Annotated in this window: 23 protein-coding genes; 10 read left to right on the top strand and 13 right to left on the bottom strand. The window is 66.9% G+C overall.

Annotated features, from left to right (window positions below):
- Nucleotides 1-101: 101 nt before the first annotated feature.
- From A8G18_RS08115 to A8G18_RS08095, 5 genes are all read right to left on the bottom strand, one after another.
- Entirely contained in the window at nucleotides 102-1,559 is a 1,458-nt protein-coding gene (locus A8G18_RS08115) for an MmgE/PrpD family protein (RefSeq protein ID WP_064063456.1), read from the bottom strand.
- A gap of 236 nt (nucleotides 1,560-1,795) precedes the next feature.
- The gene (bphC, locus tag A8G18_RS08110) at nucleotides 1,796-2,719 is read right to left on the bottom strand and encodes a biphenyl-2,3-diol 1,2-dioxygenase (RefSeq protein ID WP_064063455.1); all 924 of its coding nucleotides are present in this window, start codon (nucleotides 2,717-2,719) and stop codon (nucleotides 1,796-1,798) included.
- Nucleotides 2,720-2,753: 34 nt separating this feature from the next.
- Nucleotides 2,754-3,932, bottom strand: a complete 1,179-nt coding sequence (locus tag A8G18_RS08105) for an acyl-CoA dehydrogenase family protein (protein WP_064063454.1) — start codon at nucleotides 3,930-3,932, stop codon at nucleotides 2,754-2,756.
- Between the two features lie 170 nt (nucleotides 3,933-4,102).
- Nucleotides 4,103-4,969: an alpha/beta fold hydrolase gene (locus tag A8G18_RS08100; RefSeq protein WP_016931766.1), complete on the bottom strand. Its 867-nt coding sequence runs from the start codon at nucleotides 4,967-4,969 to the stop codon at nucleotides 4,103-4,105.
- A 96-nt stretch (nucleotides 4,970-5,065) separates the two neighbouring features.
- The gene (locus A8G18_RS08095) at nucleotides 5,066-5,959 is read right to left on the bottom strand and encodes an IclR family transcriptional regulator (RefSeq protein WP_421096284.1); all 894 of its coding nucleotides are present in this window, start codon (nucleotides 5,957-5,959) and stop codon (nucleotides 5,066-5,068) included.
- Nucleotides 5,960-6,223: 264 nt separating this feature from the next.
- Between A8G18_RS08095 and A8G18_RS08090 the strand changes: the two genes are divergently transcribed.
- From A8G18_RS08090 to A8G18_RS08080, 3 genes are all read left to right on the top strand, one after another.
- Nucleotides 6,224-7,369 (top strand): oxidoreductase, encoded by a 1,146-nt coding sequence (locus tag A8G18_RS08090; protein ID WP_064063452.1) that lies wholly within the window; start codon nucleotides 6,224-6,226, stop codon nucleotides 7,367-7,369.
- 226 nt (nucleotides 7,370-7,595) lie between these two features.
- Nucleotides 7,596-8,942 carry an MFS transporter gene (locus A8G18_RS08085; protein WP_064063495.1) on the top strand — a complete coding sequence of 449 codons (1,347 nt, stop codon included), beginning with the start codon at nucleotides 7,596-7,598 and terminating at the stop codon, nucleotides 8,940-8,942.
- A gap of 119 nt (nucleotides 8,943-9,061) precedes the next feature.
- Nucleotides 9,062-10,114, top strand: a complete 1,053-nt coding sequence (locus A8G18_RS08080; RefSeq protein ID WP_064063451.1) for a ferredoxin--NADP reductase — start codon at nucleotides 9,062-9,064, stop codon at nucleotides 10,112-10,114.
- A 65-nt stretch (nucleotides 10,115-10,179) separates the two neighbouring features.
- Here the strand turns inward: A8G18_RS08080 and A8G18_RS08075 are convergent, their stop codons facing one another.
- The 5 genes from A8G18_RS08075 to A8G18_RS08055 all read right to left on the bottom strand — a co-directional run bounded on the left by A8G18_RS08075 (nucleotide 10,180) and on the right by A8G18_RS08055 (nucleotide 15,198).
- Nucleotides 10,180-10,983 (bottom strand): SDR family NAD(P)-dependent oxidoreductase, encoded by an 804-nt coding sequence (locus tag A8G18_RS08075; protein ID WP_016931761.1) that lies wholly within the window; start codon nucleotides 10,981-10,983, stop codon nucleotides 10,180-10,182.
- 52 nt (nucleotides 10,984-11,035) lie between these two features.
- On the bottom strand, nucleotides 11,036-11,305 hold the full coding sequence (locus A8G18_RS08070) for a hypothetical protein (RefSeq protein ID WP_081494013.1): 270 nt from the start codon (nucleotides 11,303-11,305) through the stop codon (nucleotides 11,036-11,038).
- A gap of 11 nt (nucleotides 11,306-11,316) precedes the next feature.
- A complete protein-coding gene (locus A8G18_RS08065) occupies nucleotides 11,317-12,516 on the bottom strand; it encodes a 3-ketosteroid-9-alpha-monooxygenase, oxygenase component (protein ID WP_016931759.1) in 1,200 nt (399 codons plus the stop codon).
- Between the two features lie 163 nt (nucleotides 12,517-12,679).
- The gene (locus A8G18_RS08060; RefSeq protein ID WP_064063450.1) at nucleotides 12,680-14,359 is read right to left on the bottom strand and encodes an AMP-binding protein; all 1,680 of its coding nucleotides are present in this window, start codon (nucleotides 14,357-14,359) and stop codon (nucleotides 12,680-12,682) included.
- A 26-nt stretch (nucleotides 14,360-14,385) separates the two neighbouring features.
- On the bottom strand, nucleotides 14,386-15,198 hold the full coding sequence (locus tag A8G18_RS08055) for a MaoC/PaaZ C-terminal domain-containing protein (protein WP_064063449.1): 813 nt from the start codon (nucleotides 15,196-15,198) through the stop codon (nucleotides 14,386-14,388).
- Nucleotides 15,199-15,435: 237 nt separating this feature from the next.
- On the opposite strand from A8G18_RS08055, the gene casG reads away from it, so the two are divergent.
- Complete coding sequence (casG, locus tag A8G18_RS08050) at nucleotides 15,436-17,115, top strand: steroid-24-oyl-CoA synthetase (RefSeq protein WP_064063448.1); 1,680 nt, start codon at nucleotides 15,436-15,438, stop codon at nucleotides 17,113-17,115.
- A gap of 71 nt (nucleotides 17,116-17,186) precedes the next feature.
- On the opposite strand, the gene A8G18_RS08045 is transcribed toward casG, so the two are convergent.
- The gene (locus A8G18_RS08045) at nucleotides 17,187-18,404 is read right to left on the bottom strand and encodes an acetyl-CoA C-acetyltransferase (protein WP_064063447.1); all 1,218 of its coding nucleotides are present in this window, start codon (nucleotides 18,402-18,404) and stop codon (nucleotides 17,187-17,189) included.
- A 117-nt stretch (nucleotides 18,405-18,521) separates the two neighbouring features.
- On the opposite strand from A8G18_RS08045, the gene echA20 reads away from it, so the two are divergent.
- The 4 genes from echA20 to ipdC are packed head-to-tail and all read left to right on the top strand — an operon-like array spanning nucleotide 18,522 to nucleotide 22,022.
- A complete protein-coding gene (gene echA20 / locus A8G18_RS08040) occupies nucleotides 18,522-19,283 on the top strand; it encodes a (7aS)-7a-methyl-1,5-dioxo-2,3,5,6,7,7a-hexahydro-1H-indene-carboxyl-CoA hydrolase (RefSeq protein ID WP_016931754.1) in 762 nt (253 codons plus the stop codon).
- A 29-nt stretch (nucleotides 19,284-19,312) separates the two neighbouring features.
- Complete coding sequence (locus A8G18_RS08035; protein ID WP_198420222.1) at nucleotides 19,313-20,191, top strand: CoA transferase subunit A; 879 nt, start codon at nucleotides 19,313-19,315, stop codon at nucleotides 20,189-20,191.
- Nucleotides 20,188-20,946, top strand: a complete 759-nt coding sequence (gene ipdB, locus A8G18_RS08030) for a cholesterol ring-cleaving hydrolase subunit IpdB (RefSeq protein WP_064063446.1) — start codon at nucleotides 20,188-20,190, stop codon at nucleotides 20,944-20,946. The genes A8G18_RS08035 and ipdB overlap by 4 nt, the downstream gene beginning before the upstream one ends.
- Entirely contained in the window at nucleotides 20,943-22,022 is a 1,080-nt protein-coding gene (ipdC, locus tag A8G18_RS08025) for a (3aS,4S,5R,7aS)-5-hydroxy-7a-methyl-1-oxo-octahydro-1H-indene-4-carboxyl-CoA dehydrogenase (protein WP_016931751.1), read from the top strand. Before ipdB ends, ipdC begins: the two co-directional genes overlap by 4 nt.
- A gap of 77 nt (nucleotides 22,023-22,099) precedes the next feature.
- Here the strand turns inward: ipdC and A8G18_RS08020 are convergent, their stop codons facing one another.
- Nucleotides 22,100-23,032: a DUF5996 family protein gene (locus A8G18_RS08020; RefSeq protein WP_064063494.1), complete on the bottom strand. Its 933-nt coding sequence runs from the start codon at nucleotides 23,030-23,032 to the stop codon at nucleotides 22,100-22,102.
- A 517-nt stretch (nucleotides 23,033-23,549) separates the two neighbouring features.
- Between A8G18_RS08020 and A8G18_RS08015 the strand changes: the two genes are divergently transcribed.
- Together A8G18_RS08015 and A8G18_RS08010 are read left to right on the top strand one after the other, a co-directional pair.
- Nucleotides 23,550-24,764: a sensor histidine kinase gene (locus A8G18_RS08015; RefSeq protein WP_064063445.1), complete on the top strand. Its 1,215-nt coding sequence runs from the start codon at nucleotides 23,550-23,552 to the stop codon at nucleotides 24,762-24,764.
- Nucleotides 24,761-25,387, top strand: coding sequence for a response regulator (locus tag A8G18_RS08010; RefSeq protein WP_064063444.1), 627 nt, complete (start codon nucleotides 24,761-24,763; stop codon nucleotides 25,385-25,387). The genes A8G18_RS08015 and A8G18_RS08010 overlap by 4 nt, the downstream gene beginning before the upstream one ends.
- Before the next feature lie 18 nt (nucleotides 25,388-25,405).
- Here A8G18_RS08010 and A8G18_RS08005 read toward each other — a convergent pair whose 3' ends face one another.
- Nucleotides 25,406-26,179: a crotonase/enoyl-CoA hydratase family protein gene (locus A8G18_RS08005; RefSeq protein ID WP_064063443.1), complete on the bottom strand. Its 774-nt coding sequence runs from the start codon at nucleotides 26,177-26,179 to the stop codon at nucleotides 25,406-25,408.
- Nucleotides 26,180-26,186: the final 7 nt, after the last annotated feature.

Here is a 26,186-nt window from a genome sequence, read left to right as displayed (position 1 = left end):
ATCCGGGCTCCACGCGCCGACTCTTGTGCACCCGCGCGGCTACGGCAGCGACCGGCCGTGTCCGAGTTTCGGGTGGATACTCCCGCCGGCGCGTCCCGAGGTCACTCGACGCGCAGGAGCGGCGCGAGCTCGGTCGCCACGTTCTGCACGGATCCGAGATCGCGAACCGTCCGGGCGAGCCGCTCGAGTTGTTCCACGGAGACGAGATCACCACAGAAGTCCACCGCTTTGCTCATCACGCTGTCCCAGTCCGCACGGGTCTCGGGGGTCCAGGGGTCTCCCCGAGTGAACTCCGTGTCCACCACGTACTCCCGGCCGCGGGCGCGCACCGTCATCGAGGCACGGGTTCGGCGGGGGCGGCCGATCGTCGAATCGGCCACGGCGTCTCCCCAGTCGCGGTCGAGTTCGGGATCGGGTGCCGTCACGATTCTGGACGCGATGTCCCACACCTTCGGATCCTGGGTGTGGATCGGATCGAACCACGCGGGTCCGGGTGTGATCTGCAGGACGGCCAGTGCGAGCAGATAGGGGATGTTGAAGGCTCCGTGGATCGCGGCACGATGGTCGGGTTCGATACTCGTTGCCGGCGTGTGGAACACCCGCTGGCTGTAGGCGCCGGGGTTGAGCCGAACCTCGATGTGTTCGATATCGTCCGGTCCCCAGCCGTGTTCACGGACGAGCGCGCGCAATGCATCGATGGGGGCACCCGTGTAGCGGCAGGCGGGGTAGTACTTCACGGCGCTGTCGAGTATCCACCAGTGGTCTCCGACGTCCTCGGTGATCGCCTCGCGCCGCACCGAACGGAATCCCTGGGCCTCGAAGAATCCCGGTTCGAGGTCGAGTAGGTCCGGTTCCCCCAGATAGCCGGCCTCGGCAAGAATCAATGCCGTCATTCCTGCCTGCACCACATGCATGTTCGGGCAGTACTTGTAGGTGGCCAGTTCCGTGCGTTCGGTGTTGTGGGTGTTCCGGGCCGTCGGGGCTGTCGCCGCAGCGAGCGCGAGCGCGTGGATCATCCGGTCGCGGGACACACCCGACACCAGGCCGGCGGAGACGACCGTGCCGAGAGTGCCGTATCCGCTCCCGAAGAGTTCCGACCACTTCATCTTTCCGTCGACGACCTCCATGAACGAGCATGCGAGGTTGAGCCGCGCGGTCATGTCGTAGCCGACAGCGACGGCACGGAGCAGGCTGTCGCCGGACGCACCGACGCGTTCGGCCTCGGCGAGGGCCGAGGAGACCACGATCGTCGCGAAGTGCGCCGAATTGAAGAGCGTGTCGTCCGCGTCGAGCGCGTAGGTGATTTCGGAGTTGAACGCAGCGGCGACGGCGGCAGGCGCTTTGGTCGAACGGCCGAACACCGTGGCTTCCTCGGGCCCACCGAGACGATCGATCACCGTGTGCGCCATGCGAGTACGTTCCATGCGTGCTGCGGCGAGGCCGCACACGAGGGTGTCGAAGACGATGAGTCCGGTGTAGTCGGCGACTTCCGGCGGCAGCGCGCGGGCATTGCGCGCGGCGGCGAAGTCGGCGATTCGTTCGGTCAGGAGTGACGTCACAGGAGCACCTCGGGCATGCGTAGGGACGGCCCGCGTCGAGATGCGTGAGGATCCGGCACGAGCTGTAATCCACATCACTCTCGTCGAAGCCTGTGACGCACCGCCTTCCGGTCCCGCTCACCGGGAGTGGCCTCCCCGGTGCGCGCCGAGGCGATCGAACGGGGCCGCCGACGCAACGATGCCACGGCGTCGTACGCCGTGGCATCGTCGGAAGGTATCCGGGTGGACGAACTCGATCAGCCCACCGGAGGCGAGAACGCCGCGAGCGGTTCGGAACCCGACCAGTCGTGGCCCCAATAACTGTCCGCGGTGATTTCCTCTGCGGTGTAGAAGGTCTCGTCGACGAGCATCCCCTCCGTGCCGAACTCGAGGTCCCATCCGCCCGGAGCCCGGACATAGAACGAGACCATCTTGTCGTTGGTGTGGCGGCCCAGCGTCGACGAAATCGAGAAACCGAGCTTGTTCACCCGATCCAGGGCCTGACCGACCGCGTCGAGGGTGTCGACCTCGAGCATCAGATGCACGAGACCGGGCGCGCTCCCGGGCGGGGCCGGGCACAGCGCGAGGCTGTGATGACGGCGGTTGACGCCGAGGAAACGCACTCGCCGGACCGGCGGGGGGGCCGAGAGTCCGCCGAGCCGTGTCGCTCCGCGCGGGAGGAAACCGAGCACCTCGGTGTAGAACTCGTAGGACTCGGCGAAGGCTGCGGTGGGCAGGACGACATGTCCGAGCCCTTCCTCACCGGTGTGGAAGGTGCCACCGAAAGGCGTCACGATCGGGCTGTGGTCGAGCACCGGCCCGAAGAAGACCTCGGTGCGAGTTCCGCCCGGGTCGTCGAAAGCGATGACCTGCTCGGCGTCGCGGTAGGTGGACTCTTCCTCCGAGAGCACCTCCACCTCGATACCGGCCTTCTCGACCGCCTCGCGCACGCGGCGGAGAGCGAACTCGTCGCGCACCTCCCAGCCCACGGCGAGCGCCTTGTCGACCTCGCCGGGAAGCACGATCAGACGTGCACGGCGCTCGTCGATACGCAGGTAGAGACCGTCGGCCTCGGGCCCGGTACCGACCGCCATGCCGAGCCCGTCGACGACGAGTTCTCGCCACCGAGTGATGTCTGTGGTCTGGATCCTGAGATAACCCAGGCCCCGGATGTCCGTCATATCCGAATATTCCTTCGCCGTCAGTGGTGTGATGTCAGATCATCGACCGCATCATGCCCTGCGGCTCCTCGCCGAGCTGGCAGAGCGTCGCGGCATGGAAGATGGATCCGGGCACGTGGATGGCGTGGCTCAGACCCGCGTGGGCGTCGCGCCAGAAGCGCTGCAGCGGATTGCTCAACTGCAGTGCGCCACCGCCGGCACGGCCGAAGATCTCGTCGACCGCTGCCACGGCCCGCCAAGCGGCGGCCGTCTGCGTGCGCCGGCCGATGGCGCGCTGTTCGAAGGTGACCTCCACGCCCTTCTCCGTCAGATCCCAGAAACGATCGACGGTCTCGAGGATGGCGGCCCGGGACGCGGCGATCTCCGCGGCAGCGTTGCCGAGGGACGACAAGACGTAGGGATCCTGCTTGATGGCCGTGCCGGACACCGTGACCCGCTCACGCTGCGACTCGATGTAGCAGTTCAGAGCGCCCTCGGCGATACCGATGAGCGACGAGGTGATACCGAGCGGGAAGATGCACGAGAACGGGAACTTGTAGAGCGTTTCGTCCCGGCCGGCGTCCTGCCATGCCACACCGCCCATGACGCGCTCCGCGCGCAGGGTGCGGTACTCGGGGAGGAAGGCATCCTTGACGATGAGGTCCTTGGATCCGGTGCCACGCAGACCGACCACGTTCCAGCTCTCGTGGTCGATGGTGTAGTCGGACCGCGGCAGGAGCACGTGCAGGCTCTGTGGCGGGTTGAGCCGGTTGCCGTCCTTGTCGCCCACGGCCGCGCCGATCATCACCCAGTCGCAGTGATCGGTGCCCGAGGAGAACGACCAGCGGCCGTTGAGGATGTACCCGCCGTCGACGGGGGTCGCGACACCCATCGGCGCGTACGGGGAGGCGATCCAGGTGTCGGGATTCTCGCCCCACACCTCTTCCTGTGCCTTCGGGTCGAAGAAGGCCATCTCCCACGGGTGGACACCGACGATGCCGCTGACCCAGCCGGTCGCGCCGTCCATCGCACCGATGGCCATGGCCGTCTCCGCGAATTCCCGCGGGTGCGCTTCGAGACCGCCGAATTCCTTCGGCTGCAGGAGCCGGATGACACCGGCGTCACGGAGTCTTTTTGCGCTGCGGTCGGTCAGACGCATGAGGGTGTCGCCTTCGGCGCCGTCCGCGCGGATTTCGTCTGCGAACTCCGAAACGGAGTCGAGCACCTGTCCCATGATCTCTCCAGCTCTGTGAGGGTGACGCCCCCGGTACGGCATGGTGAGCGTCGGTTCCGTTGGCGCTTACGGTCCCAGGAGAACGGTTCTCGTATCGTGGATTTTCCACTGAGCGGGAACCGCTCGGCCGGCGCCGAGGGTACCCGGCGGGCACCCTCGGCGACCGGTGCCTAGGAGTCTTCTCGGGTGAGGAACGCGAGCACGGTCGACAGCCATGCCTCGCGTGCTTCGATCATCGTCCAGTGCCCGCAATTGGGGAACACGTGCAGTTCACCCCGGCGCAGCTCGCGCATCGGGAGCATTCCCATGTCCACGGGACTGACACGGTCGTCCCGACCCCAGGTGAGCAGGGTCGGCGCGGTGATCTTGTGCAGCTGAGCCCAGTACGGGGTGGCGTCGGAGGCGGCCGCGGCCTTCGCGGACGCGGCGAAAGCAGCAGTGCTGTACATACGCCGCGCGATCTCGAGGGTCTTCGGTTCGGTGGCGAGTGCCCACCGCTCCTCGATGAGTTCCTCGGTGATGATCGCCGGGTCGTACACCATGGAACGCAGCCAGCGGACGAGCTTCTCCCGGGTCGGATCGTCGGTGAACTCCATGAGCAACCGGATGCCCTCGCCGGGGGACGGAGCGAAGACCGACCGTCCCGCCCCTCCGATGGTGACCAGTTTCTTCACCCGATCGGGCTGGGCGATGGCGAATTGCGTTCCGACGATTCCGCCCATCGAGTTACCGATGACGGAGACCCGGTCGAGGCCGAGTCCGTCGAGGAAGTCCGTCACGGCCACCGACGCCATCGCCATCGGGTGGCCCTCGCACGGATCGCTCACTCCGAAGCCCGGAAATTCCAGGACCAGGCAGCGGAAGTGCTCCGCGAGATCGGCGAGCACCCCTCGGTAGTTCCGCCAACCGGTGACACCCGGCCCGGATCCGTGGAGCAGCAGGAGCGGTTCACCCTGGCCCGCTTCGTGATACCGGAGGGTGCCGCGGTCGGTCGCGAGTTCCCTCGCCGTGGTCTCGAAACTCAATTGCGTCGTCATACCGACGAGGTTTCCAGTGATCCCACTCACGTCGCGCGTACGCTCCCGATCACCGGGATGCCCCGAGCAGGGACCGGGGGTGCGGGCGTATGAGTGTTACATCCAGCCGTCGGACTGCGTCGCGAGCATGCGTTCCATGACCTGCGGTGACCACGACGCATCCGCCGCCCGAGCGGCACGATTGCGGCGGGGGGTGCTCAGTTCGGGGTACAGCGTGCGTGAGATGTCCCGGACGGCGTTGGCGACCAGCGGTGCAATGCGTTCGAGGTGTCCGGGGCGGGTGGGCCCGCACAGGGAGATCGCGGCGACGGGCGACGCAGGGCTGCGGATCGCGGCGCCCACGCAGGACATACCGGCGGTGGCCTCGCCGGTTTCGAAGGCCAGGCCGTGACGGCGGCGGATCCGGTTGAGTTCGAGGTGCAGGGTCGACAGGTCGGTGATGGTCCGCTCCGTGCGCGGGGGCAGTTGCGGACCCACGTAGAGAGCATCGACCTGCTCGGGTTCGAGACCTGCGAGCAGTGCCTTACCGCCGGCGGTGGCATAGGCGGGTGCGCGTCCCCCGACACGGGAGGGCAGTGCTGCGGCGAGCTGACCACCGATCTTGTCGAGGTAGACGCAGTCGCGGCCGTCGAGCACGGACAGGTGCGCGACCATGCCCGTCGTCATGTGCAGTTCGTGGAGCAGGGGCGCCGCCGCCTCGCGGATGCGGATGTGCCCGCCGTCGCCCTCACCCATGGTCTTGGCGCGGCGACCGAGGCAGTACCCGAAGGATGCGTGGTCGATCCAGTCGAGCCGTACCATCTGGTCGAGGATGCGGTGGACCGTCGAGCGCGGCAGGTGAGTGCGGCACGCGACTTCCTCGAGGGTGAGCCTGGAGGACATGTCGTCGAACGCGTCGAGAATGAGGGTCATACGTTCGACCATCGACGCGGGCAGTTCGCGCTTCGATGCCTGGGAGACCTGCGCATGTTGCGAGTCGGACATCGCCACCCTTTCTCCGAACCTGGTCACCCACGACAGCGACGAAACTGAAATTGATTCTTGTGGGCGCTCTCCAGAGTACTCGATGGTGACCTGTTGCACAATTCCCGTTGAGCGGACACCCCGCGGGCCGGGCGGCCTCGCCGCTCCCTCCGCGCGTCTCACTGAGCAGGAGATACTCGCCCTCGCGGCTCGGACTGTGGGTACAACCGAGGCGCGGGCCGAATCCGCCCTGCAGCCGTCATCCTACGAGTCGAAAGAGCCGAGACCGCGATGCCAGAAACCGAGTCCCCCCTCTTCCGCCCCCTGACGGTGCGCTCTCTCGAGCTCCGCAACCGCATCGTGATGTCCCCGATGACCCGCTCCTACTCGCCGGGTGGCGTGCCCGGTGCGGACGTCGTCGAGTACTACCGGCGGCGGGCCGCGGGCGGTACCGCCCTGATCGTCACCGAGGGTGTCGCCATCGACCACCCGACGGCGGTCGACAACTCGCGGGTGCCGCATATGTACGGCGAAGCAGCCCTCGAAGGCTGGCGCCGCGTCGTCGATGCCGTCCACGCCGAAGGTGGACGTATCGTTCCTCAGCTCTGGCATGTCGGCCCCCTCTGGGGGGCGATGACCGCCGATGTCGATCCCGCTCTCACCCCCATGCGGCCGTCCGGTATCTGGGGCGAGCTCGGCGTCACGTCCTACGGGAAGAGCTACGTCGAACGGGCATCCGCCCCCACACGGGCCATGACCCTCGAGGACATCGAGCAGGTCGTCGCCGCCTACGCCGACGCCGCCGCCGCGGCGGCCCGGGTCGGCTTCGACGGCATCGCCCTGCACGGAGGGCACGGTTACCTGCTCGACTCGTTCCTCTGGGAGGGAACGAATCTCCGTGACGACGAATGGGGCGGAGACCTCACGCGCCGCACCCGCTTCCCTGCTGCGGTTGTCGCCGCGATCCGCTCGCGCATCGGCGACGACCTGCCGATCTTCTACCGGTTCTCACAGCACAAGCAGCAGAACTACGAAGCGCGGATCGCCCACACGCCGGACGAGCTGAAAGCCGTCCTCACGCCGTTGGCCGAAGCAGGTGTCGACGTGTTCGACGCGAGCATCCGACGTTTCGACATGCCGGCATTCGAAGGCAGCGACCTCACGCTCGCGGGCTGGGCGAAGAAGGTCACCGGAGCACTCTCGATGGCGGTGGGCAGCGTGGGAATCGCGACCTCCTTGCGCGAGAGCCGCCTGCAGGGCAGTGCGCCCGTGCGCAACAACGTCCCCGAACTCGAACGACGTTTGGGCGAAGACGAATTCGACCTGATCGCCATCGGACGTCTGCATCTGGCCGACCCGGCGCTCGCAACGACCCTGCGCACCGGTGCCGAGCTGCCCGAGTTCGATCGCACGGTGCACGAGGCCGCACTCATCTGATCTCCGGCACGCGGTCCCGCTCATCGGGATCACAGAGCGGGACGACTCTCACCTGCTCTAGAAAGTGATCCGAGACACTCCCATTCGTGGGTCGGGAACCGCGGCCCGAGATCGGGCCGCCGAGAGTATGGAATGTGCTGTGACGTCCTACGCCAACGAACTCTCCCACTCGGAATCCGTGACCCGCACAGGTCGGGGCCGATTCGACCGGCGGCAACCGGTGTGGGTGATCGTGTCGGTCCTGATCGCCGTCGAGATCATCAGTGCGTTCGAAACATCCATGATGTTCGCCGCGATTCCGACGCTCATCACCGAATTCGGTAGCGACGCATCGACGGTCGGGTGGGCTGTGACGGCCTTCCTGCTCGTGTCCGCGGCATCCGCCGCGGTGTGCGGGCGGCTCGGCGACATGTACGGCCGGGAACGGATCCTGATGATCCTTCTCGCCGTCGCGGCGGTGGGTTCGACGGTCAGCGCTGTCGGTGACAGCCTCACCAGCATCATCGTCGGTCGCGCGATCCAGGGTGTGGCCGGTGCGATTCTGCCGCTGTGCATCGGCCTGGCACGCGAACACCTTCCGGCCGAGCGCGTTCCCGTCGCGGTGGCACTGATCTCCGGTTCCGCCGTCGCCGCGGGTTCGGCGTCGCTGCTCGTCGCCGGCCTGCTGATCGACAACGCAAGCTGGCACATGATCTTCGTCGTGGCGGCCGTCTATGCGCTCTTCGCGCTGCTGCTCGTCTGGTTCGTCCTCCCCTGGCGCCGACCCACCGGGACCTCCGAGAAGATCGACTACCTCGGAGCGGTCGGCTTCGCGGGTGCTGTCGCCGCGATCCTGCTCGGTGTCAACAAGTCCCAGGCGTGGGGATGGTCCGATGCGCGCACCCTGGGCCTCATCCTCGGTGGCACCGTCGCACTGGTCCTGTTCGTGCGCTGGGAGCTCCGGATCCCCTCCCCCATCATCAACGTGCGCCTGTTCACCGATCGCAAGTTCTCCCTCACGATGCTGGCCACCGTGGCGATCGCGGCGGGACCGCTGGGTGTGATCACCATGATCATCCCGATCATCATGCAGACGCCGTCGACCGGCGGCTTCGGCCTCGGTCTCAGCGCGACGCACGCAGGCTGGCTGTCGTTCATCGGCTCCCTGTTCGGCTTCGTGTGCACCCCGCTGAGCGGACGGATCTCCGCCGCAGTGGGTTCGCGGGTGTCGATGCTGCTCGGTACCGGTCTGTTCGTCGTCGGAACGGTCGTCATGCTCACGGCACACCACTCCGTGGTCGCCATGACCGCGATGGTCGTGGTGGTCTCCGTCGCCACCGCCTTCGCCTACACGGCAATTCCCAACCTGATCGTCGAGGCAGTGCCCGAGCACAACACGAGCGAGACGACCGGCACGAACGCCGTGCTGCGCACCGCGGGCCAGGGTGTCGGTACGTCGATCGCCACCATGCTGCTCGCCTTCGCGGCGACCCCACTCGCCGGAATCAACATGGTCGGTGTCATGCTCATCGTCCTGTCCGTGGTCACGATCGGGATCACCGTGCTGATCCCCCGCACCGCACGCGCCGCCTGATCCCGAATGCCCTGTCTCCTCCCGGTGTCCCGATTACCGGGAGGAGACGCGCGTGTGTATCGGGCGGCGTTCTACCGTGGTCCGATCGAAAATTGTTGTATCGAAGGGAACCCGCTGCGATGACAGCCGTCCAGGCACCGGTCAGTTCACGTTCCGCTGTGCTGACCGTCAGTGCAGTCGTCCAGGAGACCGCAGACGCGTGTTCACTGGTGTTCGACGTACCCCAGGATCGCCGCGCGGACTTCACCTACAAGCCCGGCCAGTTCCTGACCTTGCGCATCCCCAGCGACGTGACGGGTTCCGTGGCTCGGTGCTACTCCCTGGCGAGCTCACCGCACGCCGACGAACCGCTCAAGGTCACGGTCAAGCGCACCGCCGACGGATACGGCTCGAACTGGCTGTGCGACAACATCACCGCCGGCCAGAGCATCGAGGTGCTGCCTCCCGCGGGAGTCTTCACCCCGGCCGACCTCACCGAGAAGCTCGTACTGTTCGCCGGTGGAAGCGGGATCACCCCCGTCATGTCGATCCTCAAGTCGGCACTGCACAGCGGAAACCGCAATGTGGTGGTGATCTACGGCAATCGTGACGAGAAATCGGTCATCTTCGCCGAAGAACTCCGTGAGCTCGCCGCACGACACCCCGACGCCCTCACCGTCGTCCACTGGCTCGAGAGCGTGCAGGGCCTGCCGTCCCCGCAGCAACTCGCGACCTTGATCTCCTCCTTCGCCGATCACCGCGCGTACATGTGCGGGCCCGGCCCGTTCATGGACACCGTCCGCAACAGCCTGCTCCTTGCGGGTGTCCCCAAGGACCGGATCCACGCCGAGGTCTTCACCTCGCTGTCCGGCGATCCGTTCGCCGACGTCCCCCTCGTCGAGATCGACGAGGCGGATGCCGACGCGACCTCTGCGACAGTGCAACTCGACGGCGAGGAGCACGAGCTCGTGTGGCCGCGCAGCGCCACCCTGGTGGACATCATGCTGTCCAAGGGCCTGGACGTGCCGTATTCGTGCCGTGAGGGCGAGTGCGGGTCGTGCGCGTGCACCGTCGTCGAAGGAGAGGTGGACACCCCGCCCTCCGCGATCCTCGACGAGGAGGACATCGCCAACGGTTACGTCCTCGCGTGCCAGGCCCGGCCCAAGAGCAAGAACGTGCGCATCGACTTCTGAGTCCCCCACAACGAGATCGTCCCCGGATGCCGTGAGGCACCCGGGGACGATCCGTATGGGGTGGATCAGCGATTGAGCAGTGCCCGCATCGCCGCCGCGGCACCGTGGACGAGCTTGTCGCGAGGGAACCCGCTGCGCTTGACCGCGGCCTCGTAGTTGCCGCCCGCGACCCATACGGGACCGTCCTGGAGGTGTTCGAGGCCCTCGCGCGCGACATCCTCCGGCTCGGCGACGAGCATCCCGGGAATGTCGAAGTTCAGACCCGCGCGCACCATCGCGGGCGTACGGGTCACGCCGAGGACGAGTTCGACGACGTGCACACCGTGCGGCGCGAGTTCGAGCCACAGGCTCTCGGCGAAGACGCGGCTGAACGCCTTCGATGCCGCGTAGATGCTCTGATGCTCGGCTCCCATGTACCCGGAGAGCGATCCGAGCAGCATGATGCCACCGCGACCGCGTTCCTTCATCGGCCCACCGAACAGATGCGACAACTCGACCTGACGGTGGACGTTGAGTTCGATCACACCGCGGAATCCGTCGATATCACCGGTGACGAACTCGTGGCCGTAGCTGTTGGCGCCGGCGTTGAAGATGAACAGCCCGACCTCGATGTCCTCGGTCGCCCGGCGGATCTGGTCCACCGCGTCGTCGTCGAGGAGGTCCAGCGCGAGGGTGCGCACCTGCACGCCGTTGCTGCGCGCCTTGTCCGCCGTCTCCTCGAGAGGCCCCGGCTTACGGGCGATGAGCACGAGATCGAATCCCGCGCGGCTCAGTTCGTCGGCGAACGCCGCACCGACACCTTCGGATCCGCCGGCGATGACGGCCCACGGGCCGTAGTGCGAGCGATCGAGGTCGAGACGTTCGGTCATGATCGGGTCCTTACGGGAAGTAGTCGGAAAACGAGAGTTCGGTGCGTGGACGTCAGTGCACGATGGGAGGTTTGATCGGGGTGTCGTCGAACACCTCGATGACGCCCGCGGTGGCCGCCCGGGTGATCGCCGCATCCAGATGCGGACACGACATCCGGGGCGCACCGGGGCGGCCGTCGCGACCGTCGTCGTCCTGAACGACAGGACAACGACGGCGCGCGTCGGCGTTCCACTGGATGGACGTGTGCTCCCAGCTGTTCTTCTGGACCAGCACCTGCGCGGCGCATTCGCCGCACCGCAACGGCTCCATCCGGTTCTGCATGTTCTCCGCTCCTAGTCCGCGGTGGTGGACTGCTGCGCGCCGGCCTGTTCGGCAGCGCCGGCTCCGTCGAGGGCGGTCTTGCGAGCGATGTTCTCCTCGACCTCCTTCATCCAGGCCGCCACCGGACGGGTGGTGTCCATCTCGAATTCGAAGCGGTCGGTCATTTCCGGCTTGACGTCCTCGACGTCCACATAGAACTGCTCGTACCAGCGACGCAACTGGTAGACGGGGCCGTCCTCCTCGCACAGGAGCGGGTTGTCGATGCGCGTCTTGTTCCGCCAGATCTCGATGTCCTGCTCGAAGCCCTTGGCGATGAAGGTCCCGAACTGCTGAGCGGTCTGCAAGGCCTGCTCGCCTTCGAGACGGTCGGACTTCTTGACGATCATGCCGTACATCAGCACGAACTTGTCCTGGGAGACCGGATAGTGGCAGTTGATCAGAACCGACTCGACGTCATACCCCTCGTACTGGTAGACGAGGTCGTCGATCATGAAGGACGGTCCGAAATAGCTCGCATCCGAGCGGCTGCCCAGCATCTTCGGCTGTCCGGCCGCATGCGGACGGGCATCTTCCCGGGCCTGACCGCGCATGAACTGGCTCGCCACCTGTCCTTCGAAGACGTTCTTGAAGTACGTCGGGAAGGAGTAGTGCACATAGAAGAAGTGCGCCATGTCGACGATGTTGTCGATGATCTCACGGCAGTTCGTGTCGACCTCGGTGGTGTACCAGACCCAGTCGGTCCACTCGTCGCTCGTCGCACCTTCGATGCGCGGGATGGTCACGTCGGCCGGCGGCGGGTTCCCCTGCGGGTCGTGCCACACGAAGAGCATGCCGTCCTGGTCGAGGGTGTGCCATGCGCGGGTCTTCGCGATCGGAGGAACTCGCCGCGCATACGGGATGTTCTTGCAGCGACCGTTGCCGCCCCAGCGCCAATCGTGGAAGGGACACGCGATCTCGTCGCCCTTGACGGTGCCCCGGCTGAGGTCCCCGCCCATGTGCCGGCAGTACGCGTCGAGGATCTTGATCTCGTCGTTGCTGTCGGCCCACACCACGAGCTTGGTGCCGAAGGCCTCGACCGAGTGAGGCTTGCCGTCCTTGAAGTCCTTCGACAGACCCAGGCAGTGCCAGCCCCGGGCGAAGCGGGCGGGAGTCGACCCGGCGACGATCTCACGGATCTCGGATTGTTCGGAAGTGCCGAGGCTCACGGTCATCCGTCCTTTCGGGAGGAAGGGAAGCGTTGGGGTTCAGGCGGCGGAGTCCGATGAAGCGTTCCGTCGCTATACGACCTGCACGCTAGGTGATCGGAATCACCCCTGATGAGGGCATCTCACTGGTCGAGACCTCCGCCGGTGCCGGAAACGAAGGCCCCTGCGATCACGCGACCGTAGCGGGCTCCGCGGTCGGCAACAGGGCCGCCCGGCCGTTGGCGACGAACTCCTGCTCGATGCGCGCTCGCGCCTCGTCGTCGAGCAGAACGTACTCCGGCGTCCGTCCGACACGCACGTAGACCGGATCGGTGGTGTTCCACGCCACCGCCCGCAGCGGTGCCTTGTTCACCTTGTTGCTCCCCGTCAGCGGGATCTGTGCGGTGACGCGCACGAACCGCGGCCACCACTTGTCACCCATGTCGGGCTGCTCGGCGAGGACGGCCCCGAACACCGCCGGATCGAACTCCGCGCCGGGATCGAGTTCGACGGCGCACATGACCTGATCCCCGGTGGTCGGATCGGGCACGGCGAAGACCGGGGCGGACAGGATGCCCGGAACCCGGAGAACGATTCGTTCGACGGGGGCGGCGGAGAAGTTCTCGCTGTCGACACGGAGCCAGTCGGAGGATCTGCCCGCGAAGTAGAAGAAGTCGTTCTCGTCGCGGTATCCGAGGTCTCCCGACCAGAAGTCGTTCCCCTTGATCCGGTCGGCCATCGCCTCGGGGTTCTTGTAGTAGCCCTCGAAGGTGTGTGCGGTGTTGCAGGCGACGATCTGGCCGACGGCCTCACTGTTGAGGAGACGACCCGACTCGTCGAAGCGTGCGCGGGGACATTCCTTGCCCGTGGCCTCGTCGAGAATGCGGACGTCGACGTCACCGACGGCGACTCCGAGCGAACCGGCCGGGGTGTCCGGGGTGCGGTTGATGCGGAAGACCCCCTCGCTCATGCCGTAGCCTTCGACGACCGTGCACCCGAAACGTTCGGAGAAGCGGGCCACGTCGGCCTCGGACGCCTCGGTGCCGAACGCCAATTCCAGGGTGCTCGTGCGGTCGCGGGGGTCTTCGGGACGGCTCAGGACATACGACAGTGCCCGTCCCACGTAGTTGACGAAGGTGGCGCCGTAGCGGTGGATGTCGTCGGAGAACCGGCTTGCGGAGAACTTCCGGATGAGGCAGACGGTCGCGCCGGCCCGCATGGCCGTGCCGAGGTTGAGCATGACCGCGTTGCCGTGGAAGAGCGGCATGCACAGATAGGCGACCGAATCCTCGCGCATGCGCACACGCTCGGTGAGCGGCCCGAGAAGGCGGGCCAATCGTCCCTGCCCGACGATGACGGCCTTCGGCGCACCGGTGGACCCGGAACTGAACAGCAGCAGCGCGATGTCGTCGGCGGACGGGATCGCCTCCGGCAGGTCTGCACCGCGGAACGGCTCGAGGAACTGCCCGTACCGCGCGTCGTCGATGTCGTAGATCCTGTCGTCGGCGAGACCGTGATCGACGCCTTCGAGCAGGTGCGCGAGCCGGGATTCGGTGATCACCAGGTCGATATCCGCGTGCCGGATGTCCCGGGCGATCTCCGGGCCGCTACGGCTGGCGTTGATGCCCACGACTGCCGCCCCGGCCATCGCGCCGGCGCCGATCCAGAAGACGAAGTCGGGGACGTTCTCGAGCAGCACCCCGATGTGGCGCTGCCGATCTGCGGGAGCAGGCACGGTCGCGATGAGCGCGGCGGCACGATCCGAGCTCTCCTGCACCACCTCGTCCCAGGTCCACTGCCGGTCCTCGAAACGCAACCCCACCTTCGGGTCACCGTGACGAGCGCGCACTACTTCTGCGAACGTGTCCAAGTCTTTCCTCCAGACGGTTGTGGCAATCAAGCGAATACGGCGCGACCGCCGGACAGGACGGAACCGGTCTCCGTGACGACGTCGAACCGGGCGTCCGCGGCGTCACCCCAGGCGCGCACCTGCGCGGTGTCGCCGGGGAAGACGGGGGCCGCGAACCGGCCGAACAACGTCGTGAGGTCGGCGGGGTGGACCCCGAGCATGCGTGCGAGCGGCAACGTCGCGGCGGCCAGCGTGCACAGTCCGTGCAGGATGGGGCGGGGCTGCCCGATCCGCGCCGCGGCGTCGGGATCGATGTGGATGTGGTGCCGGTCACCGGTCAGCCGATAGAGAACGGCCTGATCCGGGCTGGTCACGAGGGTGCCGACGAGGTCGGCGTCACCCTCCGGCGCCGCCGGTGCCGACGGCCCGCGTTCGCCGCCGAAGCCGCCCGCTCCGGGCGCGAACAACGACCACGTCGCGACGAAGAAGTCGCTCTCCACGACGACCTCGAAGACGGCCGCCCGGCCCTTGTCCCAGACCTCCCCCACGCGCGCGGACATCGTGATCTGCCCTGATCGCGGCAACGGCGCGCGAACCTCGAGACTCTGGGAACCGTGGAGCGCGGTGCTCGTGTCGAATGCGCCGAGCGCACCGAGCGCATCCGGCGCCCACTGGGCGAGGGTCAGCGCGAAGGTCGGCAGTACCCGCAACCGGTCCTCGAACACGAGGTCGAGGTCGGTCGCGCCGGCCCCCACGGCAAGCGCGTACAGGATCGCGTCCCGTTCGTCGTAACCGATCGTGCGGGTGCCCAGATCGTGGCCGCCCCACTGCGCGGGCGACGACGCGGTCGTTGCGGTCATGCGGATGGAAGTCCTTTCTCACAGAGGGCGCCGGGCGGCGGCCCGACCGAGACAGGACCTCGCTTCCCACAGACGCCCAGGTCACAGGCTAAAGAGACAGGTGGTGCCCGTCACCGCCCGTCCCACTCACCGGTACATTCGAAGCCGGGGTGACCGGCCGTGAGATTCTGGCGGTACGCACTGGATGGAGGAGGGGACGTTCGTGAAGCGTGCAGGGGAACAGATGGGATTCGAGCGATGACCATCCCCTCCGATCCCTCCCACTACGTCGATCAGCTCGTGTCGCGACTGACCGGTCCGGGCGGCGAGTTCGAAATCGCGGTACAGGACGTCCTGGGTACCGAGATGCCCGTCATGCGCAAGCGCGATCTCGCCGTCGCGGATCTGCTCTCCCAGTCCCTCGTCTGGGACGACCGCGAGTACCTGGTCACGTCCGATCGGCGCATCACGTTCGCCGAGAATGCGCGCATGTCCTACGCCCTCGCGGCTGCACTGCACGAGCGATACGGGGTGCGGACGGGCGACCGCGTGGCGATCCTGTCGGCGAACCGGATCGAATGGATCACCGCGTTCTGGGCGACGCAGGCTCTCGGCGCGATCTCGGTGGGCCTGAACGCCTGGTGGGTGCAGCCGGAACTCGAGTTCGGTATCCACCACTCCCGGCCCCGGGTGCTCTTCGTCGACGGTCCCCGCGCTGCCGCCGTGGCCGGCATCGACCGCGCACGGACCGTGGTGCTGTCGATCGAGGAGGACCTGCCGCGCCTCATCGCCGAATTCGACGGCGCGCAACCGCCTCCCCCGCGGGTCGCCGAGGACGATCCGGCCGTCCTCCTGTACACCTCCGGCACGAGTGGTGATCCGAAGGGTGCGCTGCACTCCCAGCGCAATCTGCTGGCGGTGGTCGACTACCACCGGTACCTCGACGCGATCACGACGATCTGGACCGGCGGCACCTACACCCGGGCCACGCCGTCGGATGCCCGGTATCTGCTGACATCCTCGCTGTTCCACATCACGAGCCTGCACAACACGATCGTGCCCCGCCTGGCCACCGGCAGCACCGTGGTGATGAACCAGGGGTGGTTCGGAGTACGCCCCGTCCTCGAACTCATCGAGTCCGAGCAGGTCACCCACTGGATGGCCGTGCCGTCGATGGCGGCACGAATGCTCGAGGACGAGGACCTCGACGGATACGACCTCACCTCCCTCACGCGGTTCACCCTGTCGTCGGAGCCGCTGACCCCCGAGTTCAAACAGCAGCTGCGCGAACGGCTTCCGTTCGGCCGGCAAGCGATGGTCGACAGCTACACCATCACCGAATGCAGTACCTCGATCGCGGTGGCCTCCGCCGCGGAACTCGAGCAGTATCCGGGCACGGTGGGCGCACCGATCATCACCGTGAGCCTCGAGATCCGGGATCAGACGGGCGCGTGGCTGCCCGACGGGCATGTGGGCGAGGTGTGTGTCCGCAGCCCCTTCGTGATGTTGGGCTACTGGGACGACGAAGCAGCGACGGCGGAGGCCATCACCCCCGACCGCTGGTTGCGCACAGGGGATTTCGGTTTCGTGGAGGACGGCCGGTTGCGCCTGGTGGGCCGCCGTGCGGATCTGATCCATCAGAACGGCGAAAACGTCTACCCCTCGGAGGTCGAACGCGTGCTGGCCCAGCACCCGGCCGTCCGCGAGTGCCTGGTGACCGGCGTGCCCCATCCCGAATGGGGGCAGGAGGTCGCCGCGGTGGTGGCGCTCGTCGAGGGCTCCTCGGTCACCTCCGAGGAACTGACGACCTTCGCTTCCGAGCATCTCGCCTACTTCAAGGTCCCGACGCAGTGGACACTGACCCGCAGTCTGCTGCCGCGCAACGCCACCGGAAAGATCATCCGCAAGCGCTGGCGGGACACCCACGGACCCTGGTGACCCTCTACGAATCCTGACTGCCGCTGCGGGTGGGCCGAGACCGGACCCGGCCCACCCGCGAGGCGTTTCCGTCAGCTCAGGCGCTCGAGCACCATCGCCATGCCCTGACCGCCGCCGACACACATCGTCTCGACACCGAACTGCTTGTCGTGAGTGCGCAGATTGTTGATGAGCGTCGTGGTGATGCGGGCACCGGTCATACCGAAGGGATGACCCAGTGCGATCGCCCCACCGGCGACATTGAGCTTGTCCTCGTCGATACCCAGCTCACGCGCCGAACCGAGCACCTGCACGGCGAAGGCCTCGTTGATCTCGAACAGGTCGATGTCGCCGATGCCCATGTTCGCATTCGCGAGGGCCTTGCGGGTGGCGTCGATCGGCCCGAGACCCATGATCTCCGGCGACAGGCCCGAGACACCCGTGGAGACGATCCGGGCGAGCGGGGTCAGCCCGAGTTCCTTCGCCTTGACGTCGGACATGATCACCAGGGCGGCCGCACCGTCGTTGAGCGGGCACGCGTTGCCGGCGGTCACGGTGCCGTCCGGGCGGAAGACCGGCTTGAGCTGGCTGACCGCCTCGTAGGTGGTGCCCGGACGCGGGCCGTCGTCGGTGGACACGACCGTGCCGTCGGCGAGGGTCACCGGGGTGATCTCCCGCTCGAAGAAGCCGCTCGCGATCGCTTCCTCGGCACGGTTGTGCGAGCGCACGCCCCAGCGGTCCTGGTCCTCACGGGAGATCCCGGTGAACGACGCGACGTTCTCCGCGGTCTGCCCCATGCCGAGGTAGACATCCGGCAAAAGTCCCTCACTGCGCGGGTCGGTCCACTTCACGCCGCCTTCGGCGAGCGTCGCGCTGCGTGCCTGTGCATCGTCGAACAACGGGTTCTTCGTGTTCGGCAGACCGTCGGCGTTGCCGGTGACGAAGCTCGACACCGACTCGACGCCGGCCGAGACGAACACGTCGCCCTCGCCGGCCTTGATGGCGTGCAGCGCCATGCGGGTGGTCTGCAGTGACGACGAACAGTAGCGGTTGACCGTGACACCGGGCAGGAAGTCGTAGCCGAGCTGGACGGCGACGACGCGGGCGATGTTGAAGCCGGACTGGCCTGCGGGCTGACCGCAGCCGAGCATGAGGTCGTCGATCTCGGCGGGGTCGAGGTCGGGAACCTTCGCCAGCGCCGCCGCGACCATCTGCGTCGCCAGGTCGTCCGGACGGATCGACGCAAGCGAGCCCTTGCGTGCTCGTCCGATCGGCGACCGTACTGCGGACACGATTACTGCTTCGGGCATGTTCTCTCCTCGGTGTTCCGGTCGTACTGCGACCTTACGACCCTCTGGGTCAAGCGGCTATCCTGTGCTAACTTACCAAGCAATCGCTTGGTTCGGTACAGACGTTAGGAACATGCCATGGGCATCACCTCGACCTCCGACAGCGCCGGTATCACCACGGTCACCGTCGACTTCCCGCCCGTGAACGCTCTCCCCTCACAGGCCTGGTTCGACCTGGCCGAGGCCGTCACCACGGCCGGGCGCAGTCTCGACACCCATGTGGTGATCCTCCGTGCCGAGGGCAGGGGCTTCAACGCAGGTGTGGACATCAAGGAAATGCAGGCCACCGAAGGGTTCGACGCCCTGATCGCCGCCAACCACGGATGTGCTGCCGCATTCGCCGCCGTCTACGACTGCGAAGTACCGGTGATCGTCGCCGTCAACGGATTCTGCGTCGGAGGCGGCATCGGCCTCGTCGGCAACGCGGACGTCATCGTCGCCTCCGACGATGCGATCTTCGGTCTGCCCGAAGTCGACCGTGGTGCGCTCGGAGCCGCGACGCATCTCGCGCGCCTCGTCCCCCAGCACATGATGCGAACCCTGTACTACACGGCACAGAACGTGACCGCGCAGCAACTCGAGCACTTCGGCTCGGTGTACAAGGTCGTGCCGCGCAGCGAACTCGACGCTGCCGCACGCGAGGTCGCCGAGATGATCGCCGCGAAGGACACCCGCGTCATCCGCCGCGCGAAGGAAGCCATCAACCGCATCGACCCCGTCGACGTCAAGACGAGCTACCGCCTCGAGCAGGGTTTCACCTTCGAGCTGAATCTCGCCGGCGTCGCCGACGAGCACCGCGACGAGTTCGTCGCAACCGGAAAGCCGCGCAGCAACAGCTGACGCCCATACCACCAGGAGTTCGGAACACCATGCGTGACAAGAGAATGTCGCTCGACGACGTGGTCGGCGAGCTGCGCAGCGGAATGACCATCGGCCTCGGCGGCTGGGGATCGCGCCGCAAGCCCATGGCCCTCGTCCGGGCCATCCTCCGTTCGGACGTGAAGGATCTGACCGTCGTCACCTACGGCGGTCCCGATCTGGGTCTGCTGTGTTCGGCGGGCAAGGTGAAGAAGGCGTACTACGGATTCGTGTCGCTCGACTCGGCACCGTTCTACGACCCGTGGTTCTCCAAGGCCCGCACGGGCGGCGAGATCATCGCCCGTGAGATGGACGAGGGCATGGTCAAGTGCGGCCTGGAAGCCGCCGCCGCGCGCCTGCCGTTCCTGCCCCTCCGCGCAGGCCTGGGTTCGGCCGTGGTCGACTTCTGGGAGGGCGAACTGAAGACCGTCACCTCGCCGTATCCCGGACCGGACGGCACCGAGACCCTCATCGCCATGCCGGCGCTGAACCTCGACGCGTCGTTCGTGCACCTCAACATCGGCGACAAGCACGGCAACGCCGGTTACCAGGGCGTGGACCCCTACTTCGACGACCTCTACTGCATGGCCGCAGAACGTCGCTACGTCTCCGTCGAGAAGATCGTCGAGACCGAGCAGCTCGTGAAAGAGGTTCCGCTGCAGCAGCTCCTGCTCAACCGCATGATGGTCGACGGGATCGTCGAAGCACCGAACGGGGCGCACTTCACCCTCGCCGGCGACAGCTACGGTCGCGACGAGAAGTTCCAGCGCCACTACGCCGAGTCCGCCAAGGACCCCGAGTCGTGGAAGGCATTCGTCGACCGCTTCCTTTCGGGCAGCGAGGACGACTATCAGGCCGCAGTTCAGAAGTTCGCACAGGAGCAGTCATGACCACCACCGAGACCGTGACCCGCGCCGAGTACTGCGCGATCGCCTGCGCCGACATCTTCTCCGGTGCCGGCGAGATCATGGCGAGCCCGATGGCGACGCTGCCCCAGATCGGGGCGCGGCTGGCCAAGCTCACCACCGAGCCCGACCTGCTCATCACCGACGGTGAAGCACTCATCCTCGCCGACGTCCCGGCTCTCGGAGCGAAGGCACCGGTCGAAGGATGGATGCCGTTCCGCAAGGTGTTCGACGTCGTCGCGTCGGGTCGCCGTCACGTGGTGATGGGCGCCAACCAGATCGACCGCTACGGCAACCAGAATCTGTCGGCCTTCGGCCCGCTCCAGCAGCCGACGCGTCAGATGTTCGGTGTGCGTGGTGCTCCCGGCAACACCATCAACCACGCGACCAGCTACTGGGTCGGCAAGCACTCCTCGCGCGTGTTCGTCGACACCGTCGACATCGTGTCCGGTGTCGGATACGACAAGGTCGATCCCGAGAACCCGGCGTTCCGCTTCCTGGACATCCCGCGGGTCGTCACCAACCTCGGTGTCTTCGACTTCGGCGGCCCCGGCCACACCTTCCGGGCATTGACCCTGCACCCGGGTGTCGAGGCCGCGACCGTCGCCGAGAACACCTCCTTCGAGGTCGCCGGTCTCGACGAGGCCGGTGTGACCCGTGAACCCACCGCCGAGGAACTGCGCATCATCCGAGAGGTGATCGACCCCAAGGGATTCCGCGATCGTGAGGTCGCGCTGTGAGCACCCTGCGCACAGCCCTGACGGAGCTCGTGGGCATCGAGCATCCCATCGTCCAGACGGGCATGGGCTGGGTGTCCGGCCCGCGCCTGACCGCCGCGACCTCGAACGCCGGTGGTCTCGGCATCCTCGCGTCGGCGACGATGACCTATCCCGAACTCGAAGCGGCGGTCGCGAAGACCAAGTCGCTCACCGACAAGCCGTTCGGCGTCAACATGCGCGCCGACGCTTCGGACGCCGGCGAGCGCATCGACCTGCTGATCCGCGAGAAGGTCAAGGTCGCGTCGTTCGCGCTCGCCCCGAAGAAGGAGCTGATCGCCAAGCTCAAGGACCACGGCATCGTCGTGGTGCCGTCGATCGGTGCGGCGAAGCACGCCGTGAAGGTCGCATCCTGGGGCGCGGATGCTGTGATCGTGCAGGGCGGCGAGGGTGGTGGTCACACCGGACCGGTCGCGACGACGCTGCTGCTGCCGAGCGTGCTCGACGCCGTCGACATCCCGGTGATCGCCGCCGGTGGTTTCTTCGACGGTCGGGGACTCGCAGCTGCGCTGTCGTACGGTGCCGCGGGCGTCGCGATGGGCACGCGCTTCCTGCTCACGAGCGACAGCGCGGTGCCCGATTCGGTGAAGCAGCAGTACCTCGCGCGGGGTCTGCAGGACACCACCGTCTCGCTCAAGGTCGACGGCATGCCGCACCGCGTGCTCAACACCGAACTGGTGAACAGCCTCGAGAAGTCGAGCTACGCCAAGGGACTGGTCGCAGCCGCACGGAACGCGACGAAGTTCAAGGCCATGACGGGTATGAAGTGGTCGACCCTCGTCAAGGACGGCCTCGCCATGAAGAAGGCGAGCGACCGCACCTGGCAGCAGATCATCATGGCCGCGAACACCCCGATGCTCCTCAAGGCCGGCCTGGTGGAAGGCAACACCGAAGCCGGTGTACTGGCTTCCGGTCAGGTCGTGGGCATGCTCGACGACCTGCCGAGCTGCCAGGAACTGATCGACCGCATCGTCGCCGAGGCCGTCGAGCGCATCGACGCCCTTGCCGGCCTGCGCGATCAGGGACGTCCCGTCGCCTGATTCCGATCCCGAGCACGTCGAGACCGGCGTCGTTGTCGAATAACAACGACGACGGTCTCGATCGACGCCAGCGTCCGCTACTCGGCGGCGAGCGCGCTCAGGTTGCCACGATCCCAGCCGCCGAGCTCGGCGGCAGCGTCGTAGGTGCTGCGCAGGAACTGCAACAGTTCCGCGTCGGGGTCGGCCGCGGTCCGCACCGCCTCGTAGGGCAGCACGAACTCCCCCAGTTCGGCAGCGTAGTGAGCGGCGTCGGGGCGCACCGGGTACTGGGCGAAGCCCTCCAGTGCAGGGTAGACGTACGAATAGAACGCGCCTTCGTCCCCACCGCCGGGCCAGAATCCACAGCTGCTGAGCTCGTGGGAGTAGGCCTCCCTCATCACTGCGTCGGGACAGTTCGGGATTCCCCCGGGATGGGGCGGAGCAGGGCGCCCGGAGAATCGGGTGCATGCGAGGTCCATCGCACCCCAGAAGAAGTGCACCGGACTGACCTTGCCGAGGAATTCTGCTCGGAACCGGAGCAGGACACGATGCGCCTGCACGAGTTGCCGCCAGAAGAGATGGGCCGCCTCGGCATCGTACGAATCGTGCTCACGGTCCTGGGTGAACGGGATCGCCGGGTCCACCTCGTTGGGCGTAGCCTGGATCCGGGTCGCGATACCCAGCTCGTCCAGAGCCGTGAAGGTGCGGCTGTAGAAGTCCGCGACCGGTTGCGCGACCAGAGGGACGGAACGACTGCGGCCGTCGCTCGCCCGGATGTGCAGGCGGTGTTCGAAGAAATCGAACTCCATGTCGAAGACGGAGTGCTCGTACGGAATCGACGAGGTGCCCAGCCCTCGTGGCGTGACGTACAGCGTCGTCTGCCACCAGTGGTTGACCATCGGTGAATGGGCCATGCGGATCTTGCCGACGATCTGCAACCACATGTGAAGCGTGTCCCGGGTGTCGGTCCATTCCGCCGTGCGCAGGCTCGGCCACGCCTCGCCGGAAACAGGTGCTGGGTCGTTCACGATGCCTCCCGCGGTCCGGGAATCGACCCTACTCCGCCGAAGCCCGGCCCAGGGCCCGGTCAGGAGGATTCCCGAGACCGCGTCACAGTAGTTCCCCACGGATTCAGGGAACTGTGTTCGGAAGCGGACCGGATCTGCCGCACCGATCATGCCTGTCACGACGACAGCGAGAAACGAAACGGTGGTGATGGAGATCGCCAGTGGGAACGGACTGTGACGCAATCGCTTCCAGCCCGATGGCAGTCAGGTTTCCCGGTCCGGATCCGAGTACTAGCACGATCGCGCTCCGACCGAGTGCATCCCGGAGCAGGTAACGAGCGAAAGCCCCGACAGCGCCGAGGTCGTCGAGGTGAATCGGCCTTCGGCGCAACGGAGATCTCGGGGACCGAGGAACATGCATCCAGCGTCGCCGAAGGGGTATCCCGGGCGCCGCGCATGGGTCGAGTGCGCTCATCCATCGAAAGTCGGAGACCCAGGATCGGTACGGCACGGTGGCGGACGGCGGGACTAGAGTGGCGAGATGCGGAGTTCCGATGTGTCCCACGCGGGCGGGGCCCTGCCGGTGCTGCGCGCCATGCAGCTCGGCGCCCATCTCCTGTTCTTCCTGCTTCTCGCGGTGGGTGTCGTACGCACGGTTGCCGACAGTGCTCATCCCGTTCCGATCATCGTGCTCGCTGTCGTGGTGGCGGGATGGTACGTCTTCGGAATCTTGTTCGCGCGACGTAAGGGCTTCGAGAACGGGGAGCCGGTACAGCGCCGATGGGGACAGATCTGGTTCGCGGCGCTTGCACTGGGATGGCTGGCACTCGTGGTGGCGGAGGTCAACTTCGTCTGGCTGGCGTTCGCGTTGTTCTTCTTGTGCTTCCCCTTGTTCTCCACTCCGGTCGCGTTGACGGTGACGAGCGTACTGACCGCGGCGGCGATCGCGGCGACCCTGTGGCACGGCACCACGAACACGGTTGCCTCGATTCTCGGTCCGGTGTTCGGAGCGGCAGCCGCTGCCGGCATGGCCGTCGTCTATCAGCAGCTGGTGCGGCAGTCCGCGCAGCGACAACAGTTGGTGGACGAGCTCACCGAGGCGCACCGCGAACTGCTCGGCGCGCAGGACGAATTGGTGGCGCTGCAACGGGAAGCGGGCGCACTGACCGAACGTTCCCGCCTCGCGCGCGACATCCACGACACACTGGCGCAGGGATTCTCGTCCATCCTGCTGCTCTCTCGTGCCGGGCAGCGCGCGTCCGACGACCCCGCCGCGATCTTCGTGCAGATAGCGGACACCGCGCAGCAGAATCTGGTCGAGGCCCGCCGAGTGGTCGACGCGCTCGCACCGGTTGCACTCGAGTCCGCGCCGCTCGAATCCGCACTGCGGCGCCTGCTCGAGCAACTCGAGCAGCAGACCGGGATCAGCGGTGAGCTGCTCACCGACGGCGAGCCGGTCTCGCTCGTGATGGACTTCGACGTCGCCTTGCTGCGTGTCGCCCAGAGCGCCCTCGCGAACGTGCGGCTGCATTCGCGGGCCCGTCGGGTGCGGGTGACATTGAGCTACGCCACCGACGAAGTGCGGCTCGATATCGTCGACGACGGTATCGGATTCGATCAACGTCAGGATGGTGGATTCGGCTTGCGGTCGATGCGGGAACGACTGGCCGAACTGGGCGGCACACTCGTCGTGGAATCGGCGCCCGGAGACGGAACTGCGGTTGCCGCAACCCTTCCGGTCGGTCGGGTCGCATGAGCGCGGTGCGTGTACTGCTCGTCGACGATCACCCGGTGGTGCGGGCGGGACTGCGCGCGTTGCTGGCGTCGCACGACGACGTCGTGGTGGTGGCGGAGGCATCGTCGGGTGAGGAGGCCGTGGCGTCGGCGGCTGCCGCGAAACCGGATGTGGTGTTGATGGATCTGCGTCTGGGATCGGGGATCGACGGGGCGCAGGCGACCGCCCGGATCGTGGCGGCGGCCGATCCGCCGAGGGTCGTCGTGCTCACCACCTACGACACCGACGCGGATATTCTGCGTGCGGTGGAGGCCGGTGCGGCAGGTTATCTCCTCAAGGACACCGACCCGAAAGTGCTGATCGAATCGGTGTTCGCGGCGGCCCGTGGGGAGACGGTCCTGGATCCGGACGTGGCCCGGCGCCTCTACCGCCGCATGCAGCAGCCCCGCGCCGACCTCAGCGCCCGTGAGATCGAGGTGCTCTCGCTCGTGGCCGAAGGGTTGTCGAATCGCGCAATCGCGAAACAGCTCTTCGTCAGCGAGGCGACCGTGAAATCTCATCTGGTGCATGCCTTCACCAAACTGGATGTGGACAACCGCACCGCCGCGGTGGTGGCCGCACGCGAACGGGGCCTGATCGCCTGATCCGTGGCCGGGACCGGATCAGGAGAACGAACCGTGGCGGCCCTCGCCGGAGGCGAACCGCGCGGCCCCAGCGACGGTGTCGCTTCCGACGGACTCCATCCCGATGGCGAATTCGAATCCGAGCGCCTCGGATTCGGAGCGGCCGAACTGTTCGTGGACCGACCGACGGTCGTTGCGCATGCAGGTCTGCGGGAATCCGGCGATCTCCCGCGCCAGGTGTTCGCCGGCGTCGCGTGTGGTTCCGGGTTCGACCACACGGTTGGCCAGACCGAATTCGCGCGCTTCCGCCGCACCGACGGGTCGACCCGTCAGGATCATGTCCATGGCCCGGCTCGTGCCGATCAGGCGGGGCAGCCGAACGGTGCCGCCGTCGATCAACGGCACTCCCCACCGGCGGCAGAAGACACCGAACACCGCGTCGGCGGAGACGACGCGCAGATCGCACCAGATCGCCAGTTCGAGTCCACCGGCAACCGCGTAGCCTTCCACCGCCGCGATCACCGGCTTGGAGAGCACCAGACGCGTCGGTCCCATCGGACCGTCGCCGTCCGCGCCGAGAACGTTCTGCCGGTCGGTACCGATCGCTTCGAGATCCGCTCCTGCACAGAAGTTTCCGCCGTCCCCGTAGAGGACCGCCACATCGGCGGCAGCGTCTGCGTCGAATGTCCTGAACGCGTGGGCCAGCTCGGCGGCCATCGGACCGTCGACCGCGTTCCGGCGCTCGGGGCGGTCCATGATCACGGTCGTCACCCGATCGCGCGTCTCGACGCCGATCGATTCGTACGGCGTCATACCCGTC

The sequence above is a fragment of the Rhodococcus gordoniae genome (genome assembly GCF_001646655.1).
GTDB classification, from domain to species: domain Bacteria; phylum Actinomycetota; class Actinomycetes; order Mycobacteriales; family Mycobacteriaceae; genus Rhodococcus; species Rhodococcus gordoniae.
Note: the sequence above shows the minus strand (reverse complement) of the source record. Positions and strands in the feature narration are given on the sequence as shown.

Coding starts and splice junctions, on each gene's coding strand:
- A8G18_RS08075 (WP_016931761.1), bottom strand. CDS start 10,983: ATGACCGAACGTCTCGACCTCGATCGCTCGCACTACGGCCCGTGGGCC.
- A8G18_RS08045 (WP_064063447.1), bottom strand. CDS start 18,404: ATGCCCGAAGCAGTAATCGTGTCCGCAGTACGGTCGCCGATCGGACGA.
- casG (WP_064063448.1), top strand. CDS start 15,436: ATGACCATCCCCTCCGATCCCTCCCACTACGTCGATCAGCTCGTGTCG.
- A8G18_RS08010 (WP_064063444.1), top strand. CDS start 24,761: ATGAGCGCGGTGCGTGTACTGCTCGTCGACGATCACCCGGTGGTGCGG.
- A8G18_RS08065 (WP_016931759.1), bottom strand. CDS start 12,516: ATGACCGTGAGCCTCGGCACTTCCGAACAATCCGAGATCCGTGAGATC.
- A8G18_RS08005 (WP_064063443.1), bottom strand. CDS start 26,179: ATGACGCCGTACGAATCGATCGGCGTCGAGACGCGCGATCGGGTGACG.
- A8G18_RS08015 (WP_064063445.1), top strand. CDS start 23,550: ATGCGGAGTTCCGATGTGTCCCACGCGGGCGGGGCCCTGCCGGTGCTG.
- A8G18_RS08080 (WP_064063451.1), top strand. CDS start 9,062: ATGACAGCCGTCCAGGCACCGGTCAGTTCACGTTCCGCTGTGCTGACC.
- A8G18_RS08070 (WP_081494013.1), bottom strand. CDS start 11,305: ATGCAGAACCGGATGGAGCCGTTGCGGTGCGGCGAATGCGCCGCGCAG.
- A8G18_RS08035 (WP_198420222.1), top strand. CDS start 19,313: ATGCGTGACAAGAGAATGTCGCTCGACGACGTGGTCGGCGAGCTGCGC.
- ipdB (WP_064063446.1), top strand. CDS start 20,188: ATGACCACCACCGAGACCGTGACCCGCGCCGAGTACTGCGCGATCGCC.
- A8G18_RS08105 (WP_064063454.1), bottom strand. CDS start 3,932: ATGGGACAGGTGCTCGACTCCGTTTCGGAGTTCGCAGACGAAATCCGC.
- A8G18_RS08100 (WP_016931766.1), bottom strand. CDS start 4,969: ATGACGACGCAATTGAGTTTCGAGACCACGGCGAGGGAACTCGCGACC.
- echA20 (WP_016931754.1), top strand. CDS start 18,522: ATGGGCATCACCTCGACCTCCGACAGCGCCGGTATCACCACGGTCACC.
- A8G18_RS08090 (WP_064063452.1), top strand. CDS start 6,224: ATGCCAGAAACCGAGTCCCCCCTCTTCCGCCCCCTGACGGTGCGCTCT.
- bphC (WP_064063455.1), bottom strand. CDS start 2,719: ATGACGGACATCCGGGGCCTGGGTTATCTCAGGATCCAGACCACAGAC.
- A8G18_RS08055 (WP_064063449.1), bottom strand. CDS start 15,198: ATGACCGCAACGACCGCGTCGTCGCCCGCGCAGTGGGGCGGCCACGAT.